This is a genomic window from Sporosarcina psychrophila (genome assembly GCF_001590685.1).
GTDB classification, from domain to species: Bacteria; Bacillota; Bacilli; order Bacillales_A; family Planococcaceae; genus Sporosarcina; species Sporosarcina psychrophila.
This window is the reverse complement of record NZ_CP014616.1, coordinates 2,863,110-2,881,720: the sequence shown is the minus strand read 5'-3', so window position 1 is coordinate 2,881,720 and position 18,611 is coordinate 2,863,110. Positions and strand designations below refer to the sequence as shown.

18 protein-coding genes and 1 riboswitch are annotated in these 18,611 nt (G+C 39.5%); of the genes, 15 read left to right on the top strand and 3 right to left on the bottom strand.

From position 1 onward, the window contains the following. Positions 1-87: 87 nt before the first annotated feature. Positions 88-1,908, top strand: a complete 1,821-nt coding sequence (locus AZE41_RS13930) for a LysM peptidoglycan-binding domain-containing protein (protein ID WP_067210557.1) — start codon at positions 88-90, stop codon at positions 1,906-1,908. A 67-nt stretch (positions 1,909-1,975) separates the two neighbouring features. On the opposite strand, the gene AZE41_RS13925 is transcribed toward AZE41_RS13930, so the two are convergent. Next, on the bottom strand, positions 1,976-2,161 hold the full coding sequence (locus AZE41_RS13925; protein ID WP_067210555.1) for a hypothetical protein: 186 nt from the start codon (positions 2,159-2,161) through the stop codon (positions 1,976-1,978). Positions 2,162-2,982: 821 nt separating this feature from the next. Here AZE41_RS13925 and AZE41_RS13920 point away from each other — a divergent pair. The 11 genes from AZE41_RS13920 to AZE41_RS13870 all read left to right on the top strand — a co-directional run bounded on the left by AZE41_RS13920 (position 2,983) and on the right by AZE41_RS13870 (position 12,297). Beyond that, positions 2,983-3,147 carry an aspartyl-phosphate phosphatase Spo0E family protein gene (locus AZE41_RS13920; RefSeq protein ID WP_067210553.1) on the top strand — a complete coding sequence of 55 codons (165 nt, stop codon included), beginning with the start codon at positions 2,983-2,985 and terminating at the stop codon, positions 3,145-3,147. Between the two features lie 317 nt (positions 3,148-3,464). Next, positions 3,465-4,481 carry an ABC transporter substrate-binding protein gene (locus tag AZE41_RS13915; protein WP_067210551.1) on the top strand — a complete coding sequence of 339 codons (1,017 nt, stop codon included), beginning with the start codon at positions 3,465-3,467 and terminating at the stop codon, positions 4,479-4,481. A gap of 18 nt (positions 4,482-4,499) precedes the next feature. Further along, positions 4,500-5,552 carry an ABC transporter permease gene (locus AZE41_RS13910; protein WP_067210548.1) on the top strand — a complete coding sequence of 351 codons (1,053 nt, stop codon included), beginning with the start codon at positions 4,500-4,502 and terminating at the stop codon, positions 5,550-5,552. Next, positions 5,527-6,324, top strand: coding sequence for an ABC transporter ATP-binding protein (locus AZE41_RS13905; protein ID WP_067210546.1), 798 nt, complete (start codon positions 5,527-5,529; stop codon positions 6,322-6,324). The genes AZE41_RS13910 and AZE41_RS13905 overlap by 26 nt, the downstream gene beginning before the upstream one ends. A 152-nt stretch (positions 6,325-6,476) precedes the next feature. Beyond that, positions 6,477-7,598 (top strand): NAD(P)/FAD-dependent oxidoreductase, encoded by a 1,122-nt coding sequence (locus AZE41_RS13900; protein WP_067210544.1) that lies wholly within the window; start codon positions 6,477-6,479, stop codon positions 7,596-7,598. A 152-nt stretch (positions 7,599-7,750) separates the two neighbouring features. Continuing rightward, positions 7,751-8,272 carry a YhcN/YlaJ family sporulation lipoprotein gene (locus AZE41_RS13895; protein WP_067210541.1) on the top strand — a complete coding sequence of 174 codons (522 nt, stop codon included), beginning with the start codon at positions 7,751-7,753 and terminating at the stop codon, positions 8,270-8,272. 230 nt (positions 8,273-8,502) lie between these two features. After that, positions 8,503-9,279 (top strand): hypothetical protein, encoded by a 777-nt coding sequence (locus AZE41_RS13890; RefSeq protein WP_067210538.1) that lies wholly within the window; start codon positions 8,503-8,505, stop codon positions 9,277-9,279. Between the two features lie 214 nt (positions 9,280-9,493). After that, the gene (locus AZE41_RS13885) at positions 9,494-9,895 is read left to right on the top strand and encodes a hypothetical protein (RefSeq protein ID WP_067210536.1); all 402 of its coding nucleotides are present in this window, start codon (positions 9,494-9,496) and stop codon (positions 9,893-9,895) included. 893 nt (positions 9,896-10,788) lie between these two features. Beyond that, complete coding sequence (locus tag AZE41_RS13880) at positions 10,789-10,986, top strand: hypothetical protein (protein ID WP_067210533.1); 198 nt, start codon at positions 10,789-10,791, stop codon at positions 10,984-10,986. A 129-nt stretch (positions 10,987-11,115) separates the two neighbouring features. After that, positions 11,116-11,871, top strand: a complete 756-nt coding sequence (locus tag AZE41_RS13875; RefSeq protein WP_067210531.1) for an exodeoxyribonuclease III — start codon at positions 11,116-11,118, stop codon at positions 11,869-11,871. Between the two features lie 132 nt (positions 11,872-12,003). Next, a complete protein-coding gene (locus AZE41_RS13870) occupies positions 12,004-12,297 on the top strand; it encodes a VOC family protein (protein ID WP_231885840.1) in 294 nt (97 codons plus the stop codon). Between the two features lie 145 nt (positions 12,298-12,442). On the opposite strand, the gene AZE41_RS13865 is transcribed toward AZE41_RS13870, so the two are convergent. Further along, positions 12,443-13,375 (bottom strand): YsnF/AvaK domain-containing protein, encoded by a 933-nt coding sequence (locus AZE41_RS13865; RefSeq protein ID WP_067210528.1) that lies wholly within the window; start codon positions 13,373-13,375, stop codon positions 12,443-12,445. Between the two features lie 420 nt (positions 13,376-13,795). After that, complete coding sequence (locus tag AZE41_RS13860; RefSeq protein WP_067213981.1) at positions 13,796-14,998, bottom strand: CynX/NimT family MFS transporter; 1,203 nt, start codon at positions 14,996-14,998, stop codon at positions 13,796-13,798. A 151-nt stretch (positions 14,999-15,149) separates the two neighbouring features. Continuing rightward, positions 15,150-15,251: riboswitch (purine riboswitch) on the top strand. A 154-nt stretch (positions 15,252-15,405) separates the two neighbouring features. On the opposite strand from AZE41_RS13860, the gene AZE41_RS13855 reads away from it, so the two are divergent. From AZE41_RS13855 to AZE41_RS13845, 3 genes are all read left to right on the top strand, one after another. Next, on the top strand, positions 15,406-15,993 hold the full coding sequence (locus AZE41_RS13855) for a xanthine phosphoribosyltransferase (RefSeq protein ID WP_067213979.1): 588 nt from the start codon (positions 15,406-15,408) through the stop codon (positions 15,991-15,993). Continuing rightward, the gene (locus tag AZE41_RS13850; RefSeq protein WP_082786606.1) at positions 15,990-17,276 is read left to right on the top strand and encodes a nucleobase:cation symporter-2 family protein; all 1,287 of its coding nucleotides are present in this window, start codon (positions 15,990-15,992) and stop codon (positions 17,274-17,276) included. The genes AZE41_RS13855 and AZE41_RS13850 overlap by 4 nt, the downstream gene beginning before the upstream one ends. 330 nt (positions 17,277-17,606) lie before the next feature. Then, complete coding sequence (locus AZE41_RS13845; RefSeq protein ID WP_067210526.1) at positions 17,607-18,341, top strand: VWA domain-containing protein; 735 nt, start codon at positions 17,607-17,609, stop codon at positions 18,339-18,341. Positions 18,342-18,611 lie beyond the last annotated feature (270 nt).

Below are 18,611 nucleotides of genomic sequence, written 5' to 3'. Positions count from 1 at the left end.
AACCTAGGTGTGGGTAGAGCAATTGAATTCTGTTCACATTTAACGTGGGAAATTACGATGTTGTCAAAATGGAAGGATGTGTTAGCGATGCAACTTTTTTATGTAGTTAGGACTGGCGACACATTAAATAACATAGCAAAGCGGTGGGAACTTCCAGTGAAATCCCTTATTGCCGCAAATAATTTAACGCAACCATATAGAATCACTATCGGGCAACAGTTGTCAATTCCACCTGGCGTCAATAAATACCGCGTTAAGTCGGGAGATTCCGTGTACCGGATTTCTCAAATGTATGGTGTTCCTGTTTCTTTGATTGTCGAAACAAATAGGCTAAGGCCACCATATGCCTTACAGATAGGTCAATTACTTGAAATCCCACCTGGTGTTGCTTATTACGTCGTTCAACCTCGGGACACATTGGTTCAGATTGCCAAGCGTTTCAACGTGACAACAGGTGGTCAAAGTAATCCTAAGTATTTACAGACGACCAACGAACTGCCATCCACAGCTCTAACTCCTGGAATGAGATTAAGTATTCCTTTCGCACCTACCGCTGATCGAGGATTTCTTGCTTATACATCTAATCGCGGAGGGCAGTATGATATTTGGGTGTATAATCCGCGGACCGGGAAAAATAGACAACTTACAAGTGGTTTAGGCGATGCACGCTCGCAACCAATTTGGTCGCCGGATAGCGGCCGAATCGCATTTGTTGGGAAGGATAGGATTATCTATGTTATTTATACAGCAACGGGTTTAATCGCTGGTATTGATCAGTTGGAAGAAGGGGGAGATTTCAGTCTGGGTTGGTCTCCAGACAGTTCAAGTTTAGCTTATGCGACCCGAGGAATGATTATACTGTATAACGCCACGTTGCATGCAGCGAAGACGATCAGGCAACCTGGTGCATCAGAAGTGAACTGGTTTCCGAGTGGCACGGAATTAATGTTTCAAGCTCTGGATGCATCAGGTATAAGTCAGCTATTCAGCAGTGATACAAATGGAATGGCTAAAAAGCAAATTACTAGAAATACGAACGGTCCTCTTCATGATGCGCGTCTATCACCCGATGGTAGCTTTGCTCTCTATACAACACCAGGTGCAAGTGTTTCAATTATTTACACTGTGGAGCTTGCTACAGGTGTTGTGCATGAAGTGAAAGGGGGACCAGATGGGAAAAACTATTTCCCGGAATGGTCACCTGATTCTTTACGAATCGCGTATAGTGCGACCGCATCTGATGATAGAGGCTATTTTACGCAAATAAGAACTGTGGAGCGACTTGGGAATGATGATCGGATATGGGCGATTTCGAATTGCTTTTCGACACCAGTTACTTGGTCGCCTGACGGAAGAAAAATTGCATACCTTTCTGGGTGTAAAGAGCAGGAATTTGCCAATGAGCTGTGGGTGCTTGATCTAACCCATCCTGTCCCAATTAGGCTCATTGAAGACGTGACTATCACGTCAGTGCAATGGTCGCCAACACCGATTATGGATTTGTCAAAAGCGGAATTTACGAACGAGACTTTTGACGTTAACTTTCAATATCCCGCAAGTTGGCATAGGGTAAACAATGAAAGATACGAAGGCGATGATGGCTTTTTTCAGATTTCAGCTCTTTTGGGATCCGATTCGATCGACAAGGTATGCCATGACGAAGCTTTTCAAAAACTAATGCCCTATGGCTCGGTGCCTCGAATAATACAATCACAAAACCCATATGAACAGTCATGCACTATTTTACCTTCTGCCGATCAACCAGCTGAAATGAAGGGGCAGGCAGCCTTTATCGCAAATTATCCGAGTCCGATAATGATTGATGGAATATCTTATAATTACTTTATATTATGGGCGGATAAGGAACATATTGATGGAATTTCCTCAACAGTTTTGTTTTTGCCGTAGGGTACTTCGAAAAAATAACCACTAGGGTTGGTTATACCTAGTGGTTTTCAGTAAATATCTTCTATTATTAATAAGTCTTTTCCGATTCACTCTTTTGCCTGTCGTTTTTTGTCATCGGTTCATGCTTCGGGTTTAAGTTTCCGAGTTCGGCTAACTCAAGCGAAATCTCTTCTTTCATTGTGTTCGAGTTTAATTTTTTATGTTTCGATGGGGCTGACTTGTCGGTATTTCCTTTTGGATTATCTTTTGTCATAATAAACCCTCCATTTCAATAAGTGTATTCTACGTTAATATGGCTTCAAAAACGATTTCAATTCGTATTAGCTGTGAAGAAATTTATTGAGACGAAAAAAAGCATGATCCATGAAGGACCATGCTTTTTCATTCCCCTATGAAAGGGGTGCACTCGGAAAATTTGTTTTTTCAATGATACAAACTGTTTTTACTGACGATTATTTAATACTCGTCTTTCAGCTTGATAAGCTTGACGTGCGCCGCCACTTTTGGCATAGCTGTCAGTATTCAAATTGCACTTAAACAAAAAACGTAACGCTTACTGCTTGGTCTAACACTTCGTGATTAACCTGTATTACTTAGTTAAAGCCTTAATTATTCATCCCTAATGCCGGATGAATAGCTAAGTGATACACAACTTAACTCTAAATCAGGTGGTTCTCATCGAATGTAACTAGTCGCCAGTAAAGCAAATTTTCCGCCAAGGCTGTGCATTTCATCCATTAGAAGTTACTTGTAGGTTACTCGTCTACGAATAGCTTCTTCAGGTTGTTTCACCTTGTAATCTATCTATACCCAGCTGAATATGATGTAAACCATTTTAAGTGAAATAGTTAAAAATACAATCAATCCACGAATGAAAACATGCTCAAAGCTTTAAGAATCAACTAATACGACTTATATTCCTATGATTTGTGACAAATTTATGAATTAATGTAATCTTGCCTTAATACGACATTTTTTTTAAACATCATGTTGTACGATGAACTAGTTGCTTCCGAACCTACTAGATAAAGAGCGCATAATTTGAAGCCGAATATATTATATGGAGGAAGATTTGTGAAAAGGCTACTGAATGAAAAGGCGTTGTTGTTTCAAATTGGGATTAAGAGAAAAGTCATGTATAGAAAAGCAAAAACTTTCGGATATACGCATCCCCTTGTTGTCGCGTGTAGTCAAGAATTGGATGAGTTAATTAATAGATATCAAGAAAAAGTATCGTAATAAATGAAGTAATTACTCAGCTCAAATGCGGATTATCCCTAATTGTGTAGAAAAACGGTCAAAACTCCTTCGGCGGGTATTGGTCGTTTTTTTGTACGTAAAAATGACCCAAGTAATTCATTGAGTTTTTATACATTAAAATGAATCGTTAATAATTAAAAAACAAAAAACACTATTTAGAAAATGTAAGCGCTTCAATGTTTAGAATACTTAAAATTCCATTGACTAACATTTGCAAACAGTGTATTGTTACGAATAATTATCGTCGTAAAGACAAGTCTATTAAAGAAGGCGATAATGAAAAAGGGGGAACAAAAATGAAAACAAATTGGTTAAAGTATGCAGTTGCATTATTTAGCGTTATTTTCATCCTTGCGGCATGTGGAGAAAACAAAGCAGAGAATGCATCCAAGCCATCAAATGATGAAAAAGAGCAAGGGACTAATGAAGATACGAAGAAATATAAAATTGGTATGACTCAAATTGTCGAGCATCCATCTTTGAATGCTGCGGCAGACGGATTTAAAAAAGCATTGGCTGATGCAGGTCTTGACGTGGAATACGTTGAGCAAAATGCTCAGAATGATAATAGCTCTAATACAACGATAGCTAATAACTTAGTCAGTTCAGGCGTTGATTTAATTTTTGCGAACTCGACGCCTAGTGCACAAGCAGTCGCAGTAGCGACACAAGAAATTCCAATTGTATTTACATCGGTAACTGATGCTGTAAGTGCTGAACTAGTTGCTTCAATGGAAAGTCCAGGCGGCAATGTGACTGGGACAATTGATAATCACCCTGAAGCAATTCCAGCAACGATGAAGTTCATGAAAGAAGAATTAGGCGTTAAAAATGTTGGAATGGTCTTTAACGCAGGAGAGCAAAACTCACGTTCACAAGTTGACGCAGTTAAGGAAATATTGAAAGATATGGATATGACTGTAAAGGAAGCACCAGTTGCAACATCCGCGGATGTGAAGCAAGCTACTGAATCATTGATTGGTAAAGTAGATGCTTTCTACATTATTACAGATAATACGGTTGTGTCAGCACTTGAATCGGTGATAGATGTTGCGAATGCCAATAAGATTCCGCTGTTAGTCGGTGAGTTCGACTCCGTAAAACGCGGCGGTTTAGGCGCATATGGATTTGAATTTTACGATATAGGTTTTGAAGCAGGTCAAATGGCTGTTAAGATCTTAAAAGGCGAAAGTAAACCAGCTGATTTGCCCGTTCAAATTCCTCAAAACTTAAAATTTGTTATAAATAAAGCTACAGCTGATACACTTGGTCTTGATATCAAGGACGAATGGAAAGCTGAATTAAGCGAATAAATTAGGAGATGATTCTGTATGTTTAGTGCTATATTCGGCTCTGTGGAGCAAGGAATCATCTATGCAATCATGGCACTCGGTGTGTACATCACATTCCGGGTGCTAGATTTTCCCGATCTAACGGTTGACGGAAGTTTCGTAACAGGGGCAGCGGTTGCAGCCACGATGATTGTCTTTGGGTATCATCCGTTATTCGCAACTGGAGTCGCCATTGTTATTGGATTTATTGCCGGTTGTATTACGGGTCTTTTACATACGAAAGGAAAGATTAATCCATTACTTGCGGGTATCTTGATGATGATTGCCTTGTACTCTATCAATTTAAGGATTATGGGGATGACGTCGGATAGTTCTGTTGGACGTCCCAATATTCCTTTGTTAAATGCAGAGACGTTGTTTAGTAAATTCTATGTATTTTGGAGTACGCTTGGCATTGATGAGTCAATCAATCAATTCTTCAGCATGCTAGGCGTTACATACTTACCTTCTACATGGGGAACGTTATTTTTAATGATTATAGCTACATTGCTTATTAAAGTCGTTGTAGATTGGTTTTTACAAACAGAAATCGGGCTTGCAATACGGGCAACTGGTGATAATAAGAAAATGATTCGCAGCTTTTCAGCGAATACAGATACTCTTGTAATCCTAGGGTTAGGCCTATCTAATGGGCTTGTCGCTTTTTCTGGTGCATTGATTGCTCAGTACTCGAAGTTTTCCGATATCGGTATGGGAATCGGTATGATTATTATCGGACTAGCTTCTGTTATTATTGGTGAAGCAATCTTTGGTACAAAAACAATTATGCGAACAACACTTGCAGTGATTGCAGGTGCTATTATTTATAGAATCGTATTGGGTCTTGCACTTCGAGTAGAATTTCTCGATACAGGAGATATGAAGTTAATCACCGCCGTTATTGTTATAGCTGCACTTATTTTACCGCAATACATTGATAAAAGACGGGAAAATAAGAGGAAAGCGAAACGTCATGCCGAACGATTAACAACTTATGATCATGTATTAAACAAGGGAGGGAATGCAATTGCTGAAACTCCAACAGATAAATAAAGTATTTAACGAAGCGACTCCCGATGAAAAAATCGCACTTGATCAAATCAACTTACATTTGAAAAAAGGAGATTTTGTAACTGTCATCGGCAGTAATGGTGCGGGGAAATCAACAATGATGAATATGATTTCAGGAGCACTTACGCCTGATTTCGGTGTCATTGAAATCGCGGGTAAAAATGTTGTGAAACTGCCTGAATATAAACGTTCGGTAATGATCGGCAGAGTATTCCAAGATCCAATGGCAGGAACAGCTCCTTCTATGACAATTGAAGAAAACCTAGCAATGGCGTATTCGCGCAATAAAACACGTGGATTGCGTAAAGGTGTTCACAAGAAACGTCGTGAACTCTTCCGGGAATCACTAGAAACACTTCATTTGAACCTAGAGGATCGATTGAATGCCAAGGTAGGTATGCTATCAGGTGGGGAGCGTCAAGCACTCTCTTTGTTGATGGCTACTTTTACACAACCGTCTATTTTGCTTCTTGATGAACATACAGCAGCTCTTGACCCATCAAGGGCAGAATTGATCACGAATCTAACGAAACAACTTGTAGAAAAGGATCAGTTGACAACGCTGATGGTCACACATAATATGCAGCAAGCAATGGATTTGGGCAATAGGCTCATTATGATGGATAAAGGGCAAATCATTTTGGAAGTTGAAGCTGAGGAAAAGAAGCAGTTGACGATCGAAAAGTTAATGGCCGAATTCCAACGCATTCGCGGTGAAAAGTTAAACAGTGATGCCGCGTTGTTATCTGTGTGAAGTGAATAAGGATAAAACACCACAACCTGACATGGTTGTGGTGTTTTTTATGGAGTCGCGGGTAAATTCGACAAAACCATGTTAATCGGTCAAAATTCAGTATAAGAACTGGTATGATTAGAATAAACTCAAAGTGGAAAAGGTGTTTTATAATGAAGAAATTTATCATCATAGGCTCAGGAATTTTAGGAGCGTCGACAGCGTATCATTTAGCCAAATCTGGAGTTAAAGTGACAGTTATAGATCGTCAGGACGCGGGGCAGGCGACGGATGCGGCAGCGGGCATTATCTGTCCATGGCTATCCCAACGGAGAAATAAAGCTTGGTACGCCCTTGCGAAAGGCGGGGCGGCATATTATACGTCACTCATCCAACAGCTTGAAGAAGACGGAGAAACGGAAACGGGGTACCGACGCGTTGGTGCGGTCAGCTTGCACACGGATGCTGTCAAACTCGAGAAAATGAAAGAACGTGCGGTAAAAAGACGAGAAGATGCACCTGAAATTGGCGATATCCGTCAATTGAATGCAAGTGAAACATCGGCTTTATTTCCGCCGCTTTCTGGGGAATATGAATCTATTCAAATTAGTGGAGCGGCTCGTGTAAACGGGCGAGCTTTACGAAATGCGTTGGTCAGTGCCGCAAAAAAACATGGTGCAGTGTTCGTAAATGGGTCTGCAGCACTTATTGCTACAGACAAAGTTGTCACGGGAGTTCAAGTAGAAGATCAACAGTTTTTAGCGGATAAAGTCATAGTCACTGCCGGTGCATGGGCGGCAGAATTAATTGAGCCGTTAGGCATTCATCTACAAGTGAGTGCTCAAAAAGCACAAATCGTCCATCTACAACTTGAAAAAACACAAACCACCGAATGGCCAGTCGTCATGCCACCAACTGACCAATACATTCTTGCATTTGATGATGGAAAAGTAGTCATTGGAGCAACGCATGAAGATGATAAACAGTTTGATATGCGCGTTACTGCTGGAGGCTTGCATGAGGTATTAGGTAAAGCTCTAACAGTCGCGCCAGGATTAGCAGACAGCGCTTTTACCGAGGTACGTGTAGGTTACCGTCCGTTTACCCCAGGTTTCCTCCCGATTATTGGAGAAGTTCCAGGAGCAAAAGGAATTTTACTAGCGAATGGATTGGGTGCTTCAGGACTAACTGTCGGACCTTTCTTAGGTAAACAACTAGCAAAATTAGCAATGAATGAACCGGTTGACATAGACATTGAGTTGTATAAAGTTGTAAGTGCAATCAAAGTTGAGTGACAGTCGCCTGAATGTATTACCATAATTTATTTCATTCTCAAGCCGTATTTCGGCTTGAGAATTTTTTATTGGCAAAAATTTTAAAACGACTACATAAAAAAAGACAAACAGACCATGCTATCGTTACTGACAAATTTGAAGGAGGATTATCAATGACTAAGATGTTGCGTGTTTTGGCCACTTTGCTCGTCATTTTTTCTTTGATGGGATGTGGAACGAAGAAAAATGAAGAAGTGAAGGACAATGCGGTGGGTACAGAAACAGAAACGGATGTAAACGATACTACCACAAACGGTACTACAAACGACTCGGCAACGGATACCAATCCAAATAGTGAAGGTAATCAAGAGCTGACGGTCGCTGATGATGTTGCTGATAAAATAGTGGAAATGGAAGAAGTGGAAAGCGCCAATGTCATCGTAACTGACACAAATGCTTATGTGGCAGTCGTGCTAAAAGAAGGAGCAGATGGTTCAGAAGTGACTGAGAATAAGATTGCGGATGAGGTCAGGTCGACTGATGCTAACTTTAAAAATGTTTATGTATCGATGAATCCCGATTTTGTAAAACAAATGGACGAATATGGAACTAAGATTAGAGAAGACAAACCAGTGGAAGGATTCTTTGAAGAGTTTTCAGATGCGATGAAGCGAGTATTTCCTGACGCGCATTAAGCTATCCGTTTCAACTGTCTATTCAATAAAAGGCTCATCATTCTTCCAATGAATGATGAGTTTTTTTGATGAATAAACTATTTTCGGAATTACACTTCAGGTTCTCGCTAATGGACAGTTAAACCTGTTTATTTCTCGCATCGTACTTATAAAAAGGATTAACAAGCAAGAAAAAGGGGAATAAGAATAAAATCGAGTATTTTTTGTGGTTTATATAAGGAGAGAACTATATGAAATCAAAAAGAGTTAGTGTAATTGTCATTAGCGCTTTATTCATACTGGGTGGATGTTCATCAAGCGCGGATCAAGTTGTAGAGACACCAGATATTACCGAAACGGATACACCCGAAAAACAAATAGAAAGCCCTGAAACTAATCCTGAGCAAACACATGAAGAAATCTTAGCGCAGGTAACATCTGCTATAGAAACTGATGTGAAATTGATGTTGCCAGAGGATATTTTTGTAGGGGAAGGTTATCTGACGGCGACTACTGCATCGAGCAAAAATAATTACGAAGTAAATTTTTATGTCACAAATGTACCGATTCCTGTAAATGATTCTACCTTGCACGATGCACACCCTTATATGATTGTGAATGGGACAAGGTATGATTCAGCGGCTAGTGCTAAAGCGAAAATAAATTACCAACCCATCAATGATGGCGCTCAAAAAGTTGATTTGGGAAATGGCATTACGGGATACCAAGATGCCGGTGCAGGGAGTATTTTCCTTACATGGCATGAGGGGCGCTGGTCATTTTCGATTCGTAATCGGAATAGCGATGTAGGAAGTGCGAAAATGAACGATTTGGCAAAAGAGATTGTCGCAAAGTTGGAAAATCAATTATTACCAGCTCCACGAAAGATCGGGGCTGGGATGTTTGATATGAATAGTGAAGGTGCAGCTGCGAATAGCTTTATGTGGCAGGAAGAGGAAGTCGTTTACGAGGTATATACGGTAGATCCTTTGTTACTTGTTGATACAGTAACAGACCAGATGAAGTAAGAATAGTGCTGAAGTCAAGACACCGCTCCAAGAGAAAAATGTAAACATTCTTCTCTTTAAATTAATGCTTCCTTGCCTGTGCTAAACACAATTTGAAGTTGTGTTCAGTACAGGCATTTTTCGTATTGCGAATTATTTTCCAAATTAAAGAGGTATTCCCACAACTATTGTGAATAAAATAGAATAACAAACGATAATTACGGGAGGAATAATTATGTTAAAGCCTGATGAAAAGATGCCACTTGGGTTCATTTTTATACCTGTGATGATGCTATTGTTATCGTTCACAATACTAACTAATTTTAATTTGATTGGCTATCATTATAATTTAGATGAAAGTGCATCTTTCATAACGATTGAAGAAGGTTTTTTCAACAAAGAAAAATATAATATACAAATTAATGATGATAACACTATACAAATCTTACAAGAGGTAATGATTCCTGTTAATTCAGCAGAGCGTATATGGCAATCCGATTTGATTATAATCTCGTTATTTATCGGATTATTTGCATACATATTTCAATCAGCTGCAAGACAAAGAAAAACCTTTAAATGGTTCGTACAATTATATGTAGGCATGTCTTTTTGTTATCCATTTATTTACAAAATATAATAGTGAGTAGGGGTTGGGGAAATCCATTTTCACGGGATCATTTCCGGTCCGCTTTCGGCGAAATATTCATGACACATTTATCGAGAGGCATGTGTGGCTAGAAGTGACTCCGTCACTTCTAGCCACACTATTTTCGTTAATCCTGTTGCGAATAGTTGCCTGTCGCGTTCCTACAATATTTAAGTGAATAATGCAGTTGCCTGGAAAGAAAAGAATAGATGACTTTCTATAGGGGGTGTAGGTGCCCGAAGATGCAATTTCGGGCACTCTAGTACGTTGTAAAATGCGTTCCTTGCTTACTTTTAGCAAAGAGTATGCATGTAATCATGTGATACCTTATAGAAAGTAACACTTCTTTACTAGTAAAAATGAGCAAACCCTAAAGAAAGTTTCAGCCACCAAAATTGCATCTTTGGCGGCTTTTATCCAGGTAGATGCCCCTCTATTCTTTCGTCTCAAAAAGTTTTAGCACTTCGTATACTTATGCATTTGGAGCGCGATGGATGAAGGACCTCCATACGATTATCGGGAAAGAAATGTAGTGATGCGACAAAGTCGCATCACTACATTTCTAGACATCTCGATAATCGTATAGAAGTCTTTATATCCAAAGCAATCCAAAGTCAACTTTACACGTAGCGCCTAGTAGTTAATCATGTTATTCACTGGTTACTTTGGTTAATCAACAGACGTGATATGTAGTATGTCTTATCTTCTTTATAACATGGAATATTAGTGTCCATAGCGAGATACTAGAGAACATAGGGGAGTTCAATAAACGAGGTTTATAGATCCCGAACAAAGCCGTTGAGATTTGTTTATTAATGAAAAAATGAAACCAATTTGAGTAAGTAACGTATAGTAAGTTAAATCAAAAAATGGGAGGAATACATATGAATGGACAAGATGAATGGGAAACCAATCTGGACAAAGAAATGATAGCGCTGAAAGCCAAAATAGATCATTTGGAGAATGAAATCAAGGAAATGGAATTTCTTGTGCCAAAACCATTTATCACCTCGGAACAAATCGGGCAGATTGGCAAATTTCTATTAGGAGCAATCGTTCTAATCGGAATTTTTTGGCGATGAATGAACCAACTAGGCTAGCTGTAGCAGAATTTTCGTTTTTAATAGGTGAAAAATTGAACGTATGTTCTTTTGTGCTATAGTAAGAATGGAAAGAGAATTCGCAGAGGTTAATCAAAGGAGTCAATCTATATGAAATTAGTATCATGGAACGTCAATGGATTAAGGGCATGTGTTAGTAAAGGTTTCTTAGAATACTTTGAAACGGTGGATGCAGACATCTTCTGTGTACAGGAGATAAAACTGCAAGAAGGTCAAATTGATTTACAGTTGGATGGTTATCATCAATATTGGAATTACGCACTAAAAAAGGGCTATTCAGGTACGGCTGTATTCACGAAAGAAAAACCATTGACTGTGAAATACGGTGTAGGCGATTTAGATGCTCAAGAAGAGGGACGGATTCTTACGCTTGAGTTCGCGCAGTTTTATTTAGTAAACGTCTATACGCCAAACTCGCAGCGGGATTTGGCACGATTGCCATTTCGCTTGGAATGGGAAAACGACATGCGTGACTACTTAAAGAAACTGAATGATATGAAACCAGTCATTCTATGTGGTGATTTGAATGTCGCGCATCAGGAAATAGATGTACGAAATGTGAAATCGAACATCGGTAATTCGGGCTTCACCAGTGAGGAACGCGGAAAGATGACGGAGCTATTAGGGGAAGGATTCATCGATACGTATCGGTATTTCAATCCAAATCTAGAAGGAGCATATACTTGGTGGTCGTACATGAGTAAGGTTAGGGAGCGGAATATTGGATGGCGGATTGATTATTTCATAGCCTCCAAACAATTGGAATCTCTATTGAAAGATGCTACCATCCATCCACATATACTCGGCAGCGACCATTGTCCGATTGTTTTAGAAATTGATTTATAAATAAAGATGTTAGGGGAAATAACTTATAGGGACTACCGACCAAAAATAACGACGTTGCTTATCTTTGCTTATGATTGAAGGAAATGCACAAAATGCCATGAATTTTTACACAGCTATTTTGATGAATCGGAAATTCTAAATGTAGTCCATCAAGAAAACGACATGATTATGCACGCCACATTCACAATAAAAGGACAGGCGTTCATGTGCATCGACAGTTCTATCAACCAAGAATTCACATTCACTCCTTCCACTTCATTGTTTGTGGCATGTGACGCGGCAGCGGAAATTGGTCGGCTTTTTGAACAGCTATCACAGGATGGACGAGTCCTGATGCTGCTTTCTGAAACGCCGGTCAGTGACAAGTTTGGTTGGGTAGGGGATAAATTCGGCGTCACCTGTCAATTGAACAAACCAAAAAAGTGATGGAAGTCAATCCGGAAAACGAAAAGGAGCTTGCTTAAGTAGATCATCTACTTAAGCAAGCTCCTTTTTAAAGGAATAAGAAAATATCTGTTTTTCAATCTGGAGCAGTGTCTAGACTCCAGGCGCCTTACGGTTTTCTTAATTATTAAAATCGTTTCCGGTCGATTAAAGAATCATTATTTAATTCATTCCGCTCAAATGGATTTGTATCCAATGAATGTATGGCCGTCCCATCACGTTCATCTAGTACTGCATCGGTCCGGTCGATATCCGCTTCTTCACGGCGCACGGTTTCGTTAACCGTTTCTGTATCATGAACTTCACGTTTGCCAACGACGATTTCTTCACTAACGACAGGACGTTTTGTCACTTCAACCCGCTCTTCCATAACAGGTATATGAATATTTTCACCATCATCAAACACTTCTCCGGCAGCAGTCTCTTCAGTTACTGCGCGTCGTTCAATGTACACTTCTTCACGTGTGACGGGCACTTCTACCGTTTGTGTCTCTTCGACAATGTGCTTACTGACGTTCACTTCACCCGCCTGATAGCGTTCTTTGTCGACATTGAGCTTCTCTTCGTGCAATCTTAGATGTTCTTCCTGTTCTTCATCTGTTCCTAACCCTAACCCTTGGCTGTTCATTGCTAGATTGGGATTATCATAATCATCAACAACAAGATTTGAGCCGATATTAGGATCTGTATAACCTGCTTGATATTCCGTTCCTTGATTTCCATAGAGATTACCGTATTCCTGGTCCACGTATAGAAGAATTCCGCCAGCTTTGACTTCATTGAAATAACGGTTGGATTCTTCGTCGGTGAAGCCCATGTTAGTGAATGCACCTTTGACGGGTTCATCTCCGCTCAGGAAAGCGATGAACTTGTCCATCCAGTTACCTTCAGGCGATCGGAGATCCACATCAGTTTCTCCTCGGATAATCGATAATGTATCTGCATCATTCGTCACAATATAAATATCGTTTTCAGTATAACCTTGCGCTTTTAACTCATCAATCTTATTCAAGACTTGGGTTTCATTATGGAATGTACCTACAAACTTTTTGTCAGCCATTTCAAATTGCCTCCTAAGATTTTTATAGTGTTAGTGCTAGTCTTTAAAATACCCAGCTTTCAAATAATAAAACCTATCCGCAATTTGCTGCTGAAGCATATTGAATTCACGTTAACGATTACCTGTTGAACCCATTTGATTAGTAGCAACTGATGCAAAAATGAAAAGAATGAAAGAGAACTTTATCAATTTGCCTCGTAGAAACGGCAAGAACTCTAGGGGAGTTGTCTGTATTTGATTTATAGTTGGGTTAGTATTAACTGCTATTTTGATAGAGAGGTTCTTTTGATAGCCCAGTAGAATAAAGAGGAGAAGGTCAAAACGGATGTTGTAGCCGAGTAAAAAAATGATAACTTGAAAAAGGCTGTAAACCAATATTGGTTTACAGCACTTTTTTGGTAGTAGAAGATTTCTAAGCACCTACTCTGGAGTAACGAAGGTGTTTTTCCCTGCTTTCAAGCCTGATAGGAGGACAATTAAAGATGCAATGATAATAATCAGCATCGGCACTGTCCAACCTGATGTGAAATCGTGTAATAATCCGAAGAGTACTGGTCCAACCGCCGCAAGTAAATAGCCGAAGGACTGTGCCATACCTGATAGATCTGCAGCTTCATGTGGTGTCCGTGTGCGTAATGAGAAGAACATCATTGAAAGTCCAAATGCTGCGCCACCTGCAATTCCAATCAAAATCATAAAGAGTGGAACAAGTGCAGTTGTGCCTGCCATGATACCGCCATAGCCCAAGAGGTATAATAGTGCGACACCCGCTACAATCCAGCGCTGATCTTTTACTTTTCCTGCTAGAATCGGAACGATGAATGTCATTGGTAATTGCGCAAATTGCAAGAGGGAAACCATCCATCCAGCACTATCTGGACTTATTCCTTGCGTTTTTAACACCTCAGGCATCCATGCGGAAGTTGTATAAAATATCAAAGATTGGAACCCCATAAAGAAGGTAACACTCCAAGCCAATGGAGAACGCCATAAAGAGGGTGATTTGGCCTTTTCCAAATGAACATCCAATGAATTTGGTGATTTCTTGTTTTTAAGTTGCGGGAGCCAGACGAGTAGAGCGATAAATGCTAGCAACGCCCAAACTCCTAATGCGCCTCTCCATCCAAACTGTGTATTATGAGAAAGTGGTGCACTGACGCCAACCGCGATGGCTGCGGATAAATTCATAGAGACCGAATAAATACCGGTAATGAGACCCATATGCAGTGGAAAGTTGAGTTTTATTAGACCTGGTAATAAGACATTTCCAAATGCAATGGCAAGTCCTATTAGGAAAGTGCCAATGAGCAAATTAGGTGTTGTGCCTAGAGAACGAGTAATAATACCTGCTGTCAATAAAATGAGTGATACGAATAATGTCAGTTCCATTCCGAAGCGACGTGCAATTTTCGGAGCGAACGGTGAAATAAGTGCAAAAGCGAGCAGAGGAATGGTCGTTAGGAATCCCGCTAATACATTTGAAATGGCCAAACTGTCTCTAATGGAAGAGATTAATGGTCCGACAGATGTTAAAGGCGACCGAAGTGTGGACGCGATGAAAATGATTCCGATAAGAAGAAACCATGTATTTCGTGTGAATTTTAATTTTTTATTTGTATTCATGGAATGTGGATTGGTCAAGATAATGCCCCCAAAGTCTACTTATTTCATCTACAATAACACATTCACCGCACATAGTACGTTCATTGAATTGAATGAATCATTATTTAACTTTTGAGGATGTTGAAATCTGAAATTCCCGTGCTATACTAATAACATTCTAATAGCATTCGCTCATATAATAGCGGGAATATGGCCCGCAAGTATCTACCGATTTACCGTAAATAAATCGACTATGAGAAGCAACGAATTGAAAAAGTCGTACTCATTTAATTGGGTATGTCTCTTTCTTTTCCATTCAGCAAATAAGCCTGAATGACATTGCTCCTCTCATGGTTTGATTGGATGCATGGTCATAGGGCTTATTTTTGTGGCTCTTGATTGTGAAAACAAGAAGGAGGAAAAATAAAATAAAATTGTTAAAAGATAAAATTGTAAAAGACGGTAAAGTATTATCGAATCAGGTGCTAAAAGTAGATTCATTTTTGAATCATCAAATCGATCCACCTCTTATGCAGGCGGTTGGGGAAGAATTTGCAACACGATTTAAAGATGCGGGAATAACAAAAATTCTAACGATTGAATCGTCGGGTATTGCTCCATCAATGATGGCGGGCTTGATACTAGGGGTACCGGTAATTTTTGCACGTAAAAGGAAATCACTAACGTTAGTGGACCATTTGTATACGGCGAGTGTCCATTCATTCACAAAAAACGAAACAAATGATATTTCCGTTTCAAAAGATTTCATTACAGCACAAGATACAGTCTTACTCATCGATGACTTCCTTGCAAACGGACAAGCTGTACTTGGGTTGCTAGATATCATTGAGCAAGCTGGAGCGAAGTTGGCAGGCGTTGGTATTGTTATCGAAAAAGGTTTCCAACCTGGCGGGGCGCTCATCCGTGAACGCGGCATCCGTGTAGAGTCACTTGCGAATATTGCTTCACTCGAAAATGGGCAAGTGACATTTATTGAGGAGGAAACTTCCAAGTGAGCAATCCACTTAAGTCAACTGCTTTAGGGCTCCAACATGTTTTGGCGATGTATGCGGGGGCGGTCCTCGTACCATTAATCGTCGGTAATGCACTGGGCCTAACTTCTACACAACTGACTTATCTTGTTTCCATCGACATTTTAATGTGTGGGATTGCAACGATTTTACAAATTATGAATAACCGTTTCTTCGGAATCGGATTGCCCGTTGTATTAGGCTGTTCGTTTACAGCGGTAGGACCGATGATTGCGATTGGCACCGAGTCTGGAATTTCCGCTATTTATGGGGCAATTATCGTATCGGGACTTTTCGTCATTGTTATTAGCCGTTTCTTCGGTATGCTTGTACGATTTTTCCCTCCAGTTGTAACAGGTTCTGTCGTTACGATTATCGGTATTACGTTAATTCCCGTGGCTATTAACAATATGGGTGGGGGACAAGGTGCAAGTGATTTCGGTTCATTGTCGAATATAGCATTGTCTTTCGGAACGTTGCTTTTTATCCTCCTGGTCTTCAAGTTTTCCACTGGTTTTATGCGGGCTATTTCAATCTTACTCGGCTTGGTTGTCGGTACTGTTGTTGCTACGTTTATGGGGAAAGTTGACTTCTCGGCCGTTCGGGATGCAGCCTATTTCCATATGGTTGAGCCTTTCTACTTCGGTATGCCGACTTTCGAATGGTCGGCTATCTTTATAATGATCTTAGTGGCAATGGTATCCCTTGTTGAATCAACAGGCGTTTACTTTGCGCTAGGTGATATTTGTGAGCGCGATATAAAGAGAAAAGATCTTGAAAAAGGGTATCGTGCGGAAGGAATCGCCGTCTTACTAGGCGGTATTTTCAATGCATTTCCGTATACGACGTTTTCACAAAATGTCGGTTTAATTCAAATGTCAGGTGTCAGATCACGAAAAATTATTTTAATCGCGGGTATTATGTTGGTTACGCTCGGTTTTGTTCCAAAAATCGCAGCTTTCACAACAATTATTCCAAATGCTGTTTTAGGTGGCGCGATGATCGCAATGTTCGGAATGGTCGTTTCCCAAGGAATTAAAATGTTAAGCAAAATTATTACTGATTCTCAAGAGAATTCTATGATCATTGCTTGCGCAATCGGGATAGGACTTGGTGTGACAGTCGTACCTGAACTCTTTGCACAATTCCCTTCAGATCTTAAAATATTAACGAGTAACGGTATTGTCGCGGGAAGTGTCACTGCGATTGTGTTGAATATACTCTTTAATATGTTGCCTTCACGTAAGAAGAAATTTAAAACTGAATAAAATAGTCCACATGTTTTGATATGGACTATGATGTATGTCGCTCCTTAATCATTTAGATTAAGGAGCGACATTTTTTGTGTGAAAAATAATGCATCTGAGAGAAGTTAATAAGAAAAACAAACAACTACATTTATTTCTTGAAAAGCGGAAGTTAATCAGGGACACCATCTTGCTATCCATAAACTTATGGTACAATCAGTTGTAATTGTTGATGGATTAATGAGAATATTTAGATGATGGTACTTTTTACGACTTCAGATTTTTTAATGAGAAAATAATAATTTTGTGTGGCATAAATTAAATATTAAAAAAGATAAGGAGCATGATTAAATGACAAACTTAATAGATTTAACTAAAAAAGTAGGTATTGTATTAGAGAAGAAGAAACTAACTGGTGTTAAAGCAGAAATCATATTAGCAATCGATCAATCAGGCTCAATGAGTTCACTATATAAGAATGGGACTGTACAGCAGATTGTAGAGCGTTTACTAGCCATTGGTATGAACATGGATGCTAATAAAGAAATTGATGTATTTCAGTTCAATAACGGTGCAAATTTTGTTGGTACAGCAACAGAAGCGAACCATGCAACATTTGTAAAGGACACTAAAATGACTGTAAGTGGTGGAACGAAATATGCTCCAGTTATGGAATTGATAGTGAGTAAATATGGAATTGCACTGAGTGGGAATCAAGAACCTGCTAAGAAAAGTTTGTTTGGTGGTTTATTCAGTAAGAAAGCAAAAGAAATTCCTATTAAGCCTGAACATCCTACTTTTGTACTCTTTATAACGGATGGGAATAACTCTGATAAAAGTGAGGCAACACGGATTGTGCGTGAAAGCGCAAATCAACCTATTTTCTGGCAGTTTGTTGGGATTGGTAAAGAAAAATTTGCTTTCTTGCAAAAGTTAGACGACCTTAAAGACAGGTATGTAGACAATGCAGATTTCTTTAAAATCAGTAATGTTGCAAAGGTTTCCGATGAAGAGCTGTATGATAAGTTGCTTACAGAGTTTCCAGACTGGTTACTTCAAGTGAAAGCCAAGGGGATGCTAAGCTGATAAATTACATCTATTAAGAATACTAGAATTATAGGGGAGAATACAATCACGCAACAGGAACTGTTGGTGAATGGAGTGGGTATAGTAAAATATCAACGAACATCAATTAGAGAATTTCAATGAAATAATGTTGACGTATCGTGACTCGAGGTAGCCACAAAAAAACGCCTGTAAGTTAGTGACATAACTATTTTATTTTCCACCTCTCGATTTTAACATGCAATTATTGCGAGATGAAAAGTATCTTCACTAGACAGTGTAAGTCACAAC